This is a genomic window from Methanobacterium sp. (assembly GCF_016217785.1).
Taxonomy (GTDB): Archaea; Methanobacteriota; Methanobacteria; order Methanobacteriales; family Methanobacteriaceae; genus Methanobacterium.
The window spans coordinates 77,811-91,949 of the sequence record NZ_JACRGA010000027.1 but is presented as its reverse complement, the minus strand read 5'-3'; the positions used below and the strand labels follow the sequence as shown (position 1 = coordinate 91,949).

The following is a 14,139-nucleotide window of genomic DNA, read 5'->3' as shown; positions in this document are numbered from 1 at the left end:
ATGGTATTATGGATGAAAACGGTTACACAATTACTCCACTGGCATTTCTGCTCCTCATACCAGTAATAATCTTTGCAGTAGCATTTGGAGATATTGTAAACGAAATTAACCAATTTTCTACAATTACAATTGGTAGTGATGTTACAGGTGGTACTGTTTCATCCATTTACTCTGCTATACAAGATGGTGCCGGCGATTCCGGACGATATGCTGCTTACACTGCGAGTCGAAAAGTTATTGACGACCAACATTTTATGAGTGATAGTAAACTTTTCACTAGACAAGTGGTAACTCAACAACTTAATGCTCATGTCATTGATGCTTGCAGTAAACTATCCAAAGAAACAGGTAGGCAGATTTACATTAATAATGTACTAATACCCACTAATTTAACTAATACTACTTTCAATGATACTTTCACTGAAGAAGATGTCAATGTTACCCAGGTTGATCCTTATGGTAACGGCGATCCCTTTGGTTTTTATGTAGTGGTTAAAGCAGGCGTACCTATAAAAGTTGTACAGGAAGATCAAGTTTATGAGGGAACTCTACCCGAAATAAGAGGCTATGCTCCGATTATTGGTATTGAAGATCCTTATATATGGCTAAAAACTAGTTTCAGGAGTAGGGATGTTATATATGACTATCCTCACTATGAAAAGAATTATTTGGGAGATGTAGATTACAACTTTGATGATAATGTGACTATTACTGAGATCCAGTACTTGTGGGATTGTTTAAATGGAACTGATAATCCTCAAAATCAATCACTTTTACCACAATACTTCCCAGATCCATCAGGACTCAACTTCTTTGAAAGATTACAGGGAGCACAAATCAGCGGAGAGAACAATGAAACTCGTATGAGTACTTTTATTATAGGGAACCCACTAAGTGATGTATATAGGAGTAAAACAATCTCTGCTCTAGATCATGAGTATTTTGCGGGGGTAACAGGTTCAGGGATAACAATAAATGGATCTGTACCATTCAATGATCCAGCGGGTAAACCATTCTATCTTTCTACATACTACAAAAATTATTTTTCACTAGCAAATAATTATAACACGTAATCTTTAAAATTTAGGTGAAAAAATTGGGTCTTGACAAAAAAGGACAGGTAAGTGCAGAATTATTATTTGTATCTCTGATTGCCCTGATAATTATGGCAAGTATGTTGTCACTAATTGGAGGTGAATTGAACCAGTTAGAAACTGCAGATATGGGTAAGGCTAGAACTCTTGGAGAAAAGCTTGCAGGGGCTATTAATGCAGTTTATGTGGGGGGGAGTGGCTATTCTGCCAATTTAACAATTCCAGCAGGTATAACTGTTCCTACATCTCTTATTCGTGCAAATAACACGACAGATTCTGTTGATGTTGTGTATAATAACAAAACAGTTAGTGTTAAGGTGATACCAAAAGAAATCACTAATTTTAATATCGCTACCAGTACTACAACCGATAGAATAATAACCATAAAAAATGAAAATGGTATTATAAAATTCCAAGGGTATTAATATGGATCTAGGTGAGGGCTGGGAAAAAAAAGCACTAATTATAGTTGCTGTTGTGGTTTTTATACTGGTAGTATATGCGTATAATCCTTTTCAGTCCAAAACTAATGTAACAAGCACCAATGAGTCTTATACTCCTCCAGTTACATCTACACCAGTCAACCAAACTCCTGTTGTTTCTAACAATTCTAGCAATTTGTCTAGCAGTAGTTCAAACAATACTTTCCTTATATCTGCAGATCAGGCTAAAAACATAGCTGTAAGCCAAAATCCTGGATATAAGGCTTCAGAACCATTTCAGGGGACAATAGTGGTTAACCAGACAACTGTTGTTGTATGGATGGTTCCAATTTCCAAATTTGGACAGCCCTCAAAAACAGTTTATGTTGATGTGAATACAGGGAAAGTAGTGAACACAACTTGATACTTGTAACAATTGAATTGAAATAACTTTAACTCTTACCGATACTTCTAACCAGAGATGAAAAACATGGAAACACTATTTGTAATCATAATGATCATACTATTTTTCCTGCTCATGGCCTTTGTATTCTCTACTGCACTTCTCACTCCCCTAATTGGTAAAAAGAATTTCTTATTCGTTATTGGTTTAGGATTTGTGGTGGGTTTGATTGGTGGTGCCTTCTTCATAGCCCCGGTCTATGATGATCTCCCTGACATGGCCCGTGCTATTTACATGTCCACCAGTGACCAGCAGGAAATCATCACCATAAATATTTCCACGGACAGCAACGTTAATCAGGCCATAGAGACTGTTAAAAAAATCCCCGGAGTTCAAAGCGTTGAAAGCGGTGAAATAACAGTTAAAACAACAGGCATAAGTAGTGCCTGGAAGAGTAATCTGGAGTCACGTATACCCGTGGCCAATACCAATATCACATCAGCTAAGGTTATTTCCGATGACACCCTCATGGTACAGACTAAACCTGGAAGTGACCCCACAGAAGTTATCAAGAAACTCAAAAGCTGGCTGGTACTGGTAAGTGGTATAGATATTAAATTCAGCATAGTGCAAGTTAAATTAGTAGTGGATGCTTCCCAGGTAGATTCAGTCGTTAAACAACTCCCCCAGGGGGAAGTGGTGGTAACCGAGATCAACGGGCCTGTGGAGAAAGAAATCCAAACCCTGAAAAATACCATACCTGCAAAGAACAATGTGATCCTGTTCTGTGGATTCCTGGGTGTGATTGTAGGGTTAGCGGGAATGTTCATAGACACCATTACCCGGGGTTTTAAAGGCCTAAGGGATCGTTTACGCAAAAAGAAGGATAATTAATTATATTGATGAGTTTAATGTATTAATCTCCTTTAATTCCCAATTTTTTTATTAAATTGTAGTGATTATTTAGCAAATCCATTTTTTGGGTCAATCACTATAAATAACATACAATTGATCCTTAAAATAAAGCATTGATATTAAATAAAGAATTAAAACTTAAAAAAATGATTTATTATAGGATGAGATGATTTATGAACGCAGCAGTACTTTTTTCAGGTGGTAAAGACAGTACCATGGCCGCTTACAAGGCCATGGAAGATGGTTGGAAAGTAGAATATCTCCTTTCCATGCACTCTGAAAATCCCCATTCCTATATGTTCCATGTTCCTAACGTACACCTCACCCAGTTACTCTCCCAGGCCATGGAAATACCTCTTATCCAGGCTAAAACCCCTGGTGAAAAGGAGGAAGAATTAGAAGACCTTCGGAATGCTCTCTTAGACCTTAAAAATAGGGGCATTGAAGCGGTATTTACTGGGGCTATACATTCCGAGTACCAGAAATCACGGATTGATGGTTTATGTAAGGAAGTGGGATTAGAATCCCATGCACCATTATGGCACAGAGATCCTCTTGACTACATGCAGGAGATTATTGACCTGGGATTTAAAGTTATAGTCACCAGTGCATCTGCCGAGGGTCTGGATGAATCCTGGCTGGGCAGAATAGTGGATGAAGATTTACTGGAAGAGTTAAACGGACTTCATGAAAAATATGGTCTGCACATGGCATTTGAAGGGGGAGAAGCAGAAACACTGGTTCTTGATGGTCCTATTTTCAAAAAAAGACTCAATATTCTGGACTCAGAAAATGTCTGGGAAGTGGATAGTGGATATATGGTGATTAAAGACGCAGAACTAAGTGAGAAAGATTAGGGTATGGATATAATTTCACATAAACACTTAAATTAGGGTATAATTCACATTAAACACTTAACTTTTCTTTGAATAAAGTTGGATTATAAAAAAAATATGGATGTAAATCGAAGATTTAATATTCTCGAATGAGGTTTATTTAAGGGAACATTGACCTTAATGGGCACATAGCCAGTTTGCAAATTCTTCCACATCTGTAGTGGTGATTTTAACTTCTATTTCCCCTAGGGGTGAGAGATCATCATCCACCAGGTTGATCATACCGGCAAAGGCGGCTTGTTTACTTAAATTTAAATTAATGGTCTTCGATTCTTCATCCCATCCCTTAAGAATAATTTTCCGGGCAGTATCCCTGATCTGTCTTTTCTCCAGGAATTCTTTAAATGGGAAAAGACAGGAAGTATTTCCATTAACTGTAACACTTTCTTCAGCTATTAAAATGTCATCGTAGTCGAAGACATTGGATAGGGCCTCGATAACTTTGTCCAGATCCTCTGTTGGATGGACTGGCGCTTTAGCAACTATTTCGCAATTCATTTTTAAGGATACCTCGCACTGTGTTTTTCAGTTTACCTTTAGCACTCTCATTAACTACCATAAAATCAGCATTGGCAATTACTTCTCCAATACCAAATTTAAGTTCGCGCTGGTCTCGTTTCACCGCTTCTTTAGCTTCAGAAGAGTCATCGGATCTCATTCTTTTTTTAAGTCGAATATAACGGGTTTTTGGTGCAGAGTGTATGGCTATAACCTTAAATTGTGGGAAGTTTTTTTTGAATATCTGCACTTCCCATGGGCTGCGAATGCCTTCAATAAGGAATAATTGTGATTTACTATTTTGGGTGGACTTACTATCTTTGGTTTTATTAATTGAAGATTTTTCCTTGTGGGTTGATTTTTTAATGAATTCCACGCATCGTTCTGCTACCACAAATTCTCCATATTCCTGGCGAAGTTCCACTGCCACTTTTCCAGGGGGTTCATTTCTTCTCTGGGCTTCATTGCGGATGACATCACCCATCCGTACCACTTTCATCCCCATACTATCTGCAACTCTGGAAACCACGCTTTTACCTGATCCGGGCATTCCTGTAACTCCAATTACCTTCATGAGTCTTCATCTCTTTTAAAATATTGTGATATTAAGTTCAGTGAACTGGAAATATTCTCATCATTATCAAATTCATTTAATATCCCTTGCAGATCCTGCCGGGAACATCCTTTGAGCTTTTTTGTTTCATTAATCAGGAGGGGAATGGCCCTAACCACGTTATCCACAATGGTTATGGATGATTTTTTAGCAGTTCGTGATAAAGGGTTTAGATCAATGGTTATAACCTTCTTACCCGATGATACCAGTGCTTCTGCCCGGTCACCATCTTCCAATGGAACCAGAACTACATCTGCCCGGTGTACACCCTGGGGATGAGCACGCGACCTGGGGCCCTCCAATCCCTCAACCGGCAGGTAATCATCACCTTCTTTACCCAGAACATCTGTTGCCCCTGCATTTTTTAATACTTCCTCAACTTTCAACACACGCTGTGGAGTGCGGTAGAATAGGTTGATCTCAATCCGAGCCTTTAACAAACTGGCTAACTCCACCACATAATCTGCTGCCAGAACAGCAGTATTCCCATTAACAGATAAAACCGGACTTTCAGCAAGTAAAAGGGCAGCAGTTGCAGTTTTAATTGCCTTCCTTGCAGGGGGAGTTGTTTTTTCACCTATAATATAATCAAAAGCCTCGCCCCTACCATGGGCGATGAGGGCGGTGTCAGCCAGGATCCCCTCGTGGTACGCTTGGGCCATTTTATCCCTTAAAAGAAGGGAGTGATAACGAGGATGATTTGGTGAGATGTCATGCATATTCAATACTTCCATTAAATTTTGTTATTACTTTAGTAAAATGTTGGGGTTTAAGTTTCTTTTTTTAAGGTTAATATGAATTTATTAGAGTAAACTAATTTATAATAAAAATATTATTCAATAATTCGTGAAAATCAAAAATAGGGTTTAGATTTTGTTAACAGTATTCATCACACTTATTGGTTTATTGCCACTGTTACTAAAAAGCTTTTTTTCGGTCTTCAGTTGCACTGTGTCACCATCTGATGCACCATAATCATTTTCTACTACATATATGTCTGGTTTGACATTGGAACGAATATCATATTCTACCTTCACATAGGCCATCTTTTCACCGGTTTCAATTACAACTCCATAAGTGAAGTCGCGGTGGTAACGTATCCTGAAGATCAAATAAACTAATACCACGGCGATTATTGCAAATATGAAGATGGTCAGTGAAGGGAAGAAACTGAATGAAAATGCCATGACTAAATTACTGTTAGTACCAGCCAGTACCAAGATAATACCCACTACTAGATACATCAAGAAAAAATCTCGATAAGCAGGGAATTCTGGGCCATACATGACTTTAACCCTGTTAAATAGGATATAAATAATGTAACCTCCTATTAAAATTCCAAGGATCCCATAAAGAATGATAGAAAAGAAATTAAATAGGTATAGGACAGATATAATGAGGAATCCTGCTGATAACAACTGAAGACGAAATATGGTATCTTCCTTTTCCTTGGATGTGAATGGAGTTGATATAAGAATAACGTCGGATTTTTCATTGGTTTTTCCAGCATTAGGGGTGATGGGGGGGTATGATGATTCTGTTGAAAAATCTTTTTTTTTGTTAGAATTGGTTCTTGAAGTTTTTTCATCAATTCCAAGGTTTTCCTTAACTTTAGAAACGTTTCCTTTAATGTTTTTAGTGTCTATTTTTTCTTTCACACGTTCCCGGTTGATGTTACCAAGTTTTTGGGGAATTTTGGGTATTGCTAATATCACTGCCCCTAGAAGTGAGAAGAATCGTAATATCATGTCTCCTAATTTATTGAACATTATATTATTACCTCAAAATTTAAGTTAAGAAGGTCACGGTTATGTTGGTAGGATTAGAAGTTTCACTAAGAGGCCATTCTATCTGTGTTTCATGCCACCCTTTACCAGGAGTCGGGTTTATAATGGTAATTGAGTAATCTACACTGGCACTTATGGTTTTATTTTGGGAAGACAGCTCGAGTGTTTGATTAATGGTCTTAGTGTTATTATCGTAAATTAAATTCATATTTTGGGGCATATAAATATTAAGTGTACGTTTGGCACCAGGGCCATTGGCATAAATTAAATTAGCAGCATTTGCAATGCTTTGCACTGCATTTTTGGTGTCAGATGATGTGGAAACATCCATAGTAGCGTTAACAGAGCGGCTCACTAATGGTATGGTAACTGAAGCCATTATAATTAAAATCACTACCAGGAGAAGTAAGTACTCTGCAGATGCCTGTCCTTTGTTTTCCATTTTAATCACTCTGATTATTATTATAATCTATAGCACATGATCATATAAATATTAGTACAATACTTATGGGCTCTGGTTATAAAATCCTGATGATTATTACTGCTGGAAATGTTAGAAGGGTTTTTATTAGGAGTATTATGGTTTGATCTTAATTGGAATCATAAGTCTTCACAATCTTGATGGTTTACATCAAATCGGCAAGTAATTCTTGATCTTTATCAATTAATACTCAACTTATTAATAATATTAATCAATACCTAAAATCATTAATACATGATCCAAATGAGGATCTTCTGTAGTATGTAAGCCAGATCCCCGATGAAAAGGGATATTATGAGTCCGATTAAGATGGAAGGGGCAAAAGGCACTCCTTTTTTCACCCGGAATTTGTTGGAAATCTTACCATCCTGGTGTAGTTGCTTTAAAAGCTGGATATCCTCATTGGACAACCCTGCAGCCAGAGTTCCAACCAGACGCTTACCCGGGGGTGCAGTGAGAATGCTGGGATCCTGTGTTTTAAAAGAATCTTTCATTTTATCTGTGAAACTCTTATCATCCACTAATACCTCATCATTATCACGTTGATACAGATTATAAGCAGGTATCATCCCTTCCTGAAGTTCATCCAGGGGAATATCATCTTGCAGTGCTTCCCGGCTCACAGAAGTTAAAAGTTTTCGTACAATCTCTATGATGATTATGGAAATGAATAAAACAACAACACTGATAATGGTAATTTTAAAGTTATAGAAGAGAGCTGCAACAGTGATCAGTGATACCACCACTGCCTTAACCTGGTTAGGTAATTTGGATATTAAGAGGGATAGAATATAGATCAAAATTAAGGAAATTATTATAATTTGAAAACCCACTTGCTGGGTTATGAGGAAGGTGATGTTCACTGCCGAGGTGATAACCAGGGTCAGGACGATGTTTTTCCGATAATCCTTCACAGGGGATGTTAATTCACTCATGAGGTGCGGTTTGTTTTTGGCCACCACATAAAAAACATAGATCAGGAGAAATGGGAGAATGGACAGGATACTGTTAATGATCACGGTTAGGGGGAATGGATAAATTCCTTCAACAGGGAAAGGCACCTGGAATACTTCATATGATATTAAGATAGGGTTGAAGGGAATGAGTGCTGCCAGGGCAGTGAAAAGCTTCACATCACCACCAGCCCAGGCACCCATCTTCCAGAACAGGTAACCCAGAGCAAATATCACCCCGGTGACCACCAGACAAACAATTATAATCCATAATTCCCCCAGCATAAATGCATAAATGCAGTTTAAAATTAGGCCAATAGCTATGAGGGGAAAGGTCAGTTTATTGGGAATAATTCCCCTTTTAAGATCAGAGTAACTGGCGTAAAGACAGGCAATTATGGCTATGATAACAGTGATTAGGGGGATGTCAATGATCATTTGATTCCTCTGAAAGTAAATCTTACCCTTTAGTTTCCTGTTTTTTGCTTATGATTTTCCAGTGCTGCCCTTAAAAATGATACAAAGATAGGGTGGGCATTGTTGGGTCTGGATTTAAATTCAGGGTGGAACTGGCAACCTAAAAACCAGGGATGATCCTCTAATTCTATCATTTCCACCAGGAAATCATCGGGTGATGTCCCTGAAATAATCAGTCCTTTTTCCCTAAGAACGTCCCTGTAATCGTTGTTTAATTCGAAGCGATGTCGGTGGCGTTCACTGACCTCATCTTGGCCGTAAGCATCATGAGCCATGGTTCCTTCTTTAAGTTTGCAGGGATAGGAACCAAGACGCATGGTCCCGCCCATATTTTTAATCTTTTTCTGTTCTTCCATCAAGTCAATAACTGGATAAGGAGTTTCCTTGTCAAATTCAGTACTGTGGGCTCCTTCAAAGCCCTCCAGACGTGCGAATTCAATGACCATGCACTGCATTCCCAGGCAGATTCCGAAAAGGGGTACATTATTCTGGAGAGAATAGCGTACTGCATCCAGTTTTCCAGATATTCCTCGCTCACCAAAACCTCCCGGTATTAAAAGGGAATCAAGATGGCTTACTTTCTCTTCATCAATGGTGTCCTCTGCCTGTATCCATTCAATGTTAACTTTTATTCCCAGATTGGCAGCGGCGTGTTTTAAGGATTCCCTGATGCTCATGTAGGCATCTTCCAGTTCCACATACTTACCGACGATCCCCACGCTGACATGGTACGAATCCTGTTTCAGAGATTTAACCACATTTTCCCATTCAGCCAAGTCCTGTTCACTTGCATCTATCTTTATCCGGTTAATAATGTATTCTCCAACGTTTTCCCGGTTGATGATCAGTGGAACTTCATAAATTGATGCTACATCAGGAGTGTTAATCACAGCTTCCCTTTCCACGTCACAGAAATGAGCTATCTTGTTTTTAAGGGGCTGATCAATGGGTAATTCTGAACGGCAGATAATCATATCTGGAATAATACCGGTGCTCCTGAGTTCCTTGGTACTGTGCTGGGTGGGTTTAGTCTTAAATTCACCTGCAGCCCGCAAGTAGGGCACGTAGGTTACATGGACGAACATCACATTGTCGTGTCCTTCCTCATTTCGAAGTTGCCTCAGGGCCTCCAGGAATGGCTGGCTTTCAATGTCCCCCACAGTTCCCCCCACTTCCACCAGGACCACCTCAGCCTGGCTTTCACGGGCGATCTTACGCACCATGTCCTTGATCTTGTTTGTGATATGGGGAATGATCTGTACACAGGAACCAAGGTAATCCCCCTTACGTTCATGATCAATAACCGAAGAATAAACCTTACCCGTGGTTATATTGGATTCTCCTGAGAGGTTAACATCCAGGAAACGCTCATAATGTCCCAGATCAAGGTCGGTTTCCATACCATCCTCGGTGACGAAAACTTCACCATGCTGGTAGGGGTTTAAGGTACCTGAATCCCAGTTAAGATAAGGGTCAATCTTGATGGCAGTTACATCCACACCATAAGACCTTAAAATTCTACCAATAGAAGCTGCTGTTATTCCTTTTCCAATCGAACTTACCACACCACCAGTAACCACTATATATTTAGACAGACAAACCATCTCCTTAAAAAGATTTTAAACATTGTGTTAACAGTAACATTATAAACATCTAAAGAGCATTAAATGGATTTAATACCTATTTTAACACTCTCGATGGACTTAAGACTTTGTTCCCGGAATATTTACCCTGATGGGCTTACATAATGAAAGTCAAATAGGAACATCTATGTATATGTAAATATCATTAAAAAAGATTCCGAAAGAGCATAATGATCTTCTGATAATTAAGGGATTTCCCTAAAAATCAGGGAGAGTACAATTTCAGTACTTTTTCATGAGCCGCATATTCCTGACGATCTTCAAGGGAGGATAACTCTTTCAGGTCATATTTTCTCTCCAGGGCCTTTAAAATAAGATGATCCGCTAGATGCGGATTTTTAGGTAATAATGGGCCGTGGAGATATGTTCCGATGCAGTTCTGGTAAATCATGCCTTCCTCCTGGTCTTTGCCATTGTTACCATAACCCACAATTACCTTTCCCAGTGCCTGGTGATCATGGTAGGTGCGGCCTCCATGATTTTCAAAGCCCACCAGTGTCTCTGGACTAAGTTTCAGGCTGTTTTCAATGATTATGTTTCCAATAAGCCGTCCTTCCTCACTACGAGTATGGTAATCAAATATTCCCAGACCAGGAACATCATTTCCATCTGCATCAATGTATTTCTCACCTAAAAGCTGATACCCGCCACATATGGCCAGAACAGGGGCGCCATCTTCAATCAGATCTCCCATTACCCGTGTGTACTTTAGGAGATGGGAGTAAACAATATTTTGACCACGATCTGAACCTCCTCCAATGAAGAACAGATCACCATCAGTTAAGGGTACTTCGTGATTCATGCTGAAACTTACCACTTCTACATTGATACCTCTCCACTGGCAGCGCTGACGTAGGCTGGTTACGTTACCCAGATCCCCATAGAGATTCAAAAGATCAGGATACATATGATATATTTTAAGTTCCATGGTTATTCCCATCAAAGTTATTTTGTTATAAATAAGTTATTAATGATAATTCAAATTCTAATTTATTATGATGAGTTTAAATTCAATAATTTAATTGATTCTCATTACATGATTTAAACTATTTTTCATGTGAGGATTTTTTTGAGATATCTAAAAGGATTTTTTTTGATGTTATTCTAAAAAATATTTCATTCAAATCCTCTCATCGGCCTGGAAGTTTCAGATTCTTTAAATATTCACGAATATGTGACATTTTCTTTCCCGAACCTTCTAATCGTGCCAGTACCAACTCACGACCCTGGAATACTGCAGTATAGGTTGGTAGAATATAAACTATTTCCACATCTTCATTTAAGACCTTCCCTATGGCACTGTCCATATTATCATCTACTTTCACCAGTTCCACTGGCACCCCAGCGTACTTGAGTCGGAGTGCAATATCTTCAGCCCGGCGACCAGAACAGTAGATCTGGTTGATGTTCTTCACATTACTCATTTTTTCTACTTCAGCATCCCATATCCAGGACACATCCTTACCATCAGCCGGGTTGTCGTTAAGCACAAATAACATTGATTTAGCACGTTCATCCAGGGAAATGCTGCTTATTGTCTCACTGAGTCCAATGGGATTTTTAACCAGGGCGATTTTAACGATTTTCTCAGGGAACTGGAAATTCTCCATCCTGCCCAGATGATATTCAAACTCTTCAATGGAACGGGCAACATTCTCCAGGGGAAGACCTACCTCCAGGGCAGTGGATAATGCCGCGCAACAGTTATAGGCATTATATATCCCCTCGTAGGCAAAGGTTATATCCTGCACTTCCTGATCCTTATTTTTAAACTGGTAATGATACTGATGGTCCTGGTAATCTATCTCCGTTATCTGGTAATCATGATTCGGGTTGGAAAAACCGCAATCAGGGCACTGGTAACCGCCTAACTGGCCGTAATTATAATAATCGTAATCCAGATAGCTGCTGCAGGCTGGGCAGAACCGTGATTCAACAATTCCCTGCTGAAGGGTGCTGTACTGGTTTTGGGTCACCCCATAATAAATGTTCTTTTTATGTAGTTTCCGGAAGTTTGAAACCAGAGGGTCATCTGCGTTAAGAATTAATGTTGTATCCAATGGTTCCAGGGCTTCTAAGATATCCTGGAATGCTTTTTCAATCTCACCGTAGCGATCAAGCTGGTCCCTGAAGAAATTAGTCACCAGGACGTAGTCTGGTTTAACATGTTCAGTAACCCTTTCAAATGAACCTTCGTCCACTTCGAAGACTCCCCAATCATACTCCTTTTTCCGGTCATGTAAAAATGCACTTACCAGTCCCTGGGGCATGTTGGCACCCCTAAGATTAGATAGAACTGAAGGGTATTCCTTCTTTAAAATGTGGGTGAGGAGGTTATTGGTGGTGGTCTTACCATTGGTACCGGTGATGATGATCTTATTCTGGCAGCGGTCATTTACCACCCCTAAAATATCAGGATAAATGGTCATGGCCACTTTACCGGGCATGGCACTGGCACTACTTTTAAGAATTTTCCTGAGAACGAAAGAGGCTATTTTACCCGCTGCCACTGCAGAATAATATCTAAATCTTGGATAACTTATGCTAAATCCCACCTTTATTAAATTACTATAATTGTTTTGTTAGGTATATCATACCATATTTTATTTTGTCTGATTATGGTCTTATTTGGTGATCCATTAAATAGTTTTAATTGGTAAATATTTCTATATTTTCATATTCTTAGAAAAATAGTTCCTCTTAAACAGTTTTTCCACGTCTTGCATACTCTATGAAAAATTTAAGGAACTTATAACCTTCCATGATCTCATTAGAACTATCTTTAAAACTATCTAAAACAGACACTTCATTGTATGCTTCTGTTTTATCAGCTTCGCAACCAGGGGTGTACACAGCATAGGGAACTGGATCAGAAGTATGGGTTCTAATATCTATGGGTGTGGGATGGTCTGGTAACACAGCCAGAGCATAATCATCCAATGAATGGAGTTCTTCTCTTAGTTTTCCCAGTATGCGTCGGTCAATGCGTTCAATGGCCATTATTTTTTCCCGGATATCACCGGCATGACCCGCTTCATCAGGAGCTTCCACATGAATAAAAACCAGATCATGATCTTCCAGGGATTCCAAGGCATACTTGGCCTTACCACAGTAATCCGTGTCATAAAAACCAGTAGCACCAGGGACATGGACATTGGTTAATCCAAGGTAAGTTCCAATCCCTTTAATTAGATCCACCCCAGTAATGGTTGCACCTTTAAGGTTATATTTTTCCTTAAAAGGAGGTAACTGGGGTTTGGGTCCCTGCCCCCACAACCAGATCATGTTAGCTGGATTTTTATCCGATTCAACTCTTTTTTCATTTATGGGCTGCTTTTCCAGGACATCTGAAGATTTATACATCAATTCATTCAGTTTCACAGATAAAGCGTCTAATACACTATTATCTCCTTTTAAAAGATATTCCTGGATGGGTTCTCCCACCACGTCATGTGGGGGTGTTGATTTAAGTAAAGCAGCATCTTTACCCTTATAAATGAACAGGTGGCGGTAGCTGGTTCCCAGATAAAATTTCCCGTAACGGAAAAAGGATTGATTTAAGCTCTCAATAAGCTGTGATGCTTCAGCAGTGCTGATATGCCCTGCGTTGAAATCAGCTAGAAGGCCATTTTCCTGAGTTATGAGATTACAACGGAATGCTACATCATCTTCTTTCAGTTGGGCTCCGATACTGGCGGCTTCCAGTGGGCCCCGGCCAGTGTAATATTTTTTAGGATCATAACCCATTATGGATAGATTGGCCACATCTGATCCTGGTTCCATTCCCTGGGGAACAGTTGCCAGCATGCCGCAGGACCCGTTCTTTGCTATAAAATCCATATTGGGGGTTTCAGCTCTTTGAAGGGGTGTTTCTCCATCCAGTTCTTTTAATGGTTGGTCAACCATTCCATCCCCAATAACAACAATGTACTTCATTTAAGTAATCTCCTTTAATCT

At 39.2% G+C, this 14,139-nt stretch carries 15 protein-coding genes; 5 read left to right on the top strand and 10 right to left on the bottom strand.

Annotated elements, in window-relative coordinates:
- Positions 1-8: 8 nt before the first annotated feature.
- The 5 genes from HY987_RS11940 to HY987_RS11920 all read left to right on the top strand — a co-directional run bounded on the left by HY987_RS11940 (position 9) and on the right by HY987_RS11920 (position 3,691).
- Entirely contained in the window at positions 9-1,073 is a 1,065-nt protein-coding gene (locus tag HY987_RS11940; protein WP_292759015.1) for a hypothetical protein, read from the top strand.
- A gap of 14 nt (positions 1,074-1,087) precedes the next feature.
- The gene (locus HY987_RS11935) at positions 1,088-1,519 is read left to right on the top strand and encodes a hypothetical protein (RefSeq protein ID WP_292759013.1); all 432 of its coding nucleotides are present in this window, start codon (positions 1,088-1,090) and stop codon (positions 1,517-1,519) included.
- Between the two features lies 1 nt (position 1,520).
- The gene (locus tag HY987_RS11930; protein ID WP_292759010.1) at positions 1,521-1,940 is read left to right on the top strand and encodes a peptidase; all 420 of its coding nucleotides are present in this window, start codon (positions 1,521-1,523) and stop codon (positions 1,938-1,940) included.
- 66 nt (positions 1,941-2,006) lie between these two features.
- The gene (locus HY987_RS11925) at positions 2,007-2,813 is read left to right on the top strand and encodes a hypothetical protein (protein ID WP_292759007.1); all 807 of its coding nucleotides are present in this window, start codon (positions 2,007-2,009) and stop codon (positions 2,811-2,813) included.
- Between the two features lie 194 nt (positions 2,814-3,007).
- Positions 3,008-3,691 (top strand): TIGR00289 family protein, encoded by a 684-nt coding sequence (locus HY987_RS11920; protein WP_292759003.1) that lies wholly within the window; start codon positions 3,008-3,010, stop codon positions 3,689-3,691.
- Positions 3,692-3,847: 156 nt separating this feature from the next.
- On the opposite strand, the gene HY987_RS11915 is transcribed toward HY987_RS11920, so the two are convergent.
- The 10 genes from HY987_RS11915 to HY987_RS11870 all read right to left on the bottom strand — a co-directional run bounded on the left by HY987_RS11915 (position 3,848) and on the right by HY987_RS11870 (position 14,118).
- A complete protein-coding gene (locus HY987_RS11915; RefSeq protein WP_292759000.1) occupies positions 3,848-4,228 on the bottom strand; it encodes an RNA-binding domain-containing protein in 381 nt (126 codons plus the stop codon).
- Positions 4,206-4,802, bottom strand: a complete 597-nt coding sequence (locus tag HY987_RS11910) for an AAA family ATPase (protein ID WP_292758997.1) — start codon at positions 4,800-4,802, stop codon at positions 4,206-4,208. Before HY987_RS11910 ends, HY987_RS11915 begins: the two co-directional genes overlap by 23 nt.
- Positions 4,799-5,560 carry a phosphopantothenate/pantothenate synthetase gene (locus HY987_RS11905; protein WP_292758994.1) on the bottom strand — a complete coding sequence of 254 codons (762 nt, stop codon included), beginning with the start codon at positions 5,558-5,560 and terminating at the stop codon, positions 4,799-4,801. The genes HY987_RS11910 and HY987_RS11905 overlap by 4 nt, the downstream gene beginning before the upstream one ends.
- Positions 5,561-5,707: 147 nt before the next feature.
- Positions 5,708-6,610, bottom strand: coding sequence for a DUF2101 family protein (locus tag HY987_RS11900; RefSeq protein WP_292758991.1), 903 nt, complete (start codon positions 6,608-6,610; stop codon positions 5,708-5,710).
- 19 nt (positions 6,611-6,629) lie between these two features.
- Positions 6,630-7,070 carry a hypothetical protein gene (locus tag HY987_RS11895; protein WP_292758988.1) on the bottom strand — a complete coding sequence of 147 codons (441 nt, stop codon included), beginning with the start codon at positions 7,068-7,070 and terminating at the stop codon, positions 6,630-6,632.
- Positions 7,071-7,336: 266 nt separating this feature from the next.
- Positions 7,337-8,500: an A24 family peptidase C-terminal domain-containing protein gene (locus HY987_RS11890; RefSeq protein ID WP_292758985.1), complete on the bottom strand. Its 1,164-nt coding sequence runs from the start codon at positions 8,498-8,500 to the stop codon at positions 7,337-7,339.
- A 29-nt stretch (positions 8,501-8,529) separates the two neighbouring features.
- Entirely contained in the window at positions 8,530-10,143 is a 1,614-nt protein-coding gene (gene pyrG / locus HY987_RS11885) for a glutamine hydrolyzing CTP synthase (RefSeq protein ID WP_292758982.1), read from the bottom strand.
- A 244-nt stretch (positions 10,144-10,387) separates the two neighbouring features.
- Entirely contained in the window at positions 10,388-11,110 is a 723-nt protein-coding gene (locus tag HY987_RS11880; protein ID WP_292758979.1) for a glutamine amidotransferase, read from the bottom strand.
- A gap of 202 nt (positions 11,111-11,312) precedes the next feature.
- Entirely contained in the window at positions 11,313-12,629 is a 1,317-nt protein-coding gene (locus HY987_RS11875; RefSeq protein WP_292758975.1) for a Mur ligase family protein, read from the bottom strand.
- A 253-nt stretch (positions 12,630-12,882) separates the two neighbouring features.
- Positions 12,883-14,118, bottom strand: coding sequence for a cofactor-independent phosphoglycerate mutase (locus HY987_RS11870; RefSeq protein WP_292758972.1), 1,236 nt, complete (start codon positions 14,116-14,118; stop codon positions 12,883-12,885).
- Positions 14,119-14,139: the final 21 nt, after the last annotated feature.

What these genes read in the sequence shown, in the direction of transcription:
- HY987_RS11900 (WP_292758991.1), bottom strand. Translation starts at nt 6,610, where the DNA reads ATGTTCAATAAATTAGGAGACATGATATTACGATTCTTCTCACTTCTA.
- HY987_RS11925 (WP_292759007.1), top strand. Translation starts at nt 2,007, where the DNA reads ATGGAAACACTATTTGTAATCATAATGATCATACTATTTTTCCTGCTC.
- HY987_RS11875 (WP_292758975.1), bottom strand. Translation starts at nt 12,629, where the DNA reads ATGCCCGGTAAAGTGGCCATGACCATTTATCCTGATATTTTAGGGGTG.
- HY987_RS11915 (WP_292759000.1), bottom strand. Translation starts at nt 4,228, where the DNA reads ATGAATTGCGAAATAGTTGCTAAAGCGCCAGTCCATCCAACAGAGGAT.
- HY987_RS11930 (WP_292759010.1), top strand. Translation starts at nt 1,521, where the DNA reads ATGGATCTAGGTGAGGGCTGGGAAAAAAAAGCACTAATTATAGTTGCT.
- HY987_RS11895 (WP_292758988.1), bottom strand. Translation starts at nt 7,070, where the DNA reads ATGGAAAACAAAGGACAGGCATCTGCAGAGTACTTACTTCTCCTGGTA.
- HY987_RS11870 (WP_292758972.1), bottom strand. Translation starts at nt 14,118, where the DNA reads ATGAAGTACATTGTTGTTATTGGGGATGGAATGGTTGACCAACCATTA.
- HY987_RS11910 (WP_292758997.1), bottom strand. Translation starts at nt 4,802, where the DNA reads ATGAAGGTAATTGGAGTTACAGGAATGCCCGGATCAGGTAAAAGCGTG.
- HY987_RS11905 (WP_292758994.1), bottom strand. Translation starts at nt 5,560, where the DNA reads ATGCATGACATCTCACCAAATCATCCTCGTTATCACTCCCTTCTTTTA.
- HY987_RS11880 (WP_292758979.1), bottom strand. Translation starts at nt 11,110, where the DNA reads ATGGAACTTAAAATATATCATATGTATCCTGATCTTTTGAATCTCTAT.
- HY987_RS11890 (WP_292758985.1), bottom strand. Translation starts at nt 8,500, where the DNA reads ATGATCATTGACATCCCCCTAATCACTGTTATCATAGCCATAATTGCC.
- HY987_RS11920 (WP_292759003.1), top strand. Translation starts at nt 3,008, where the DNA reads ATGAACGCAGCAGTACTTTTTTCAGGTGGTAAAGACAGTACCATGGCC.
- pyrG (WP_292758982.1), bottom strand. Translation starts at nt 10,143, where the DNA reads ATGGTTTGTCTGTCTAAATATATAGTGGTTACTGGTGGTGTGGTAAGT.
- HY987_RS11940 (WP_292759015.1), top strand. Translation starts at nt 9, where the DNA reads ATGGATGAAAACGGTTACACAATTACTCCACTGGCATTTCTGCTCCTC.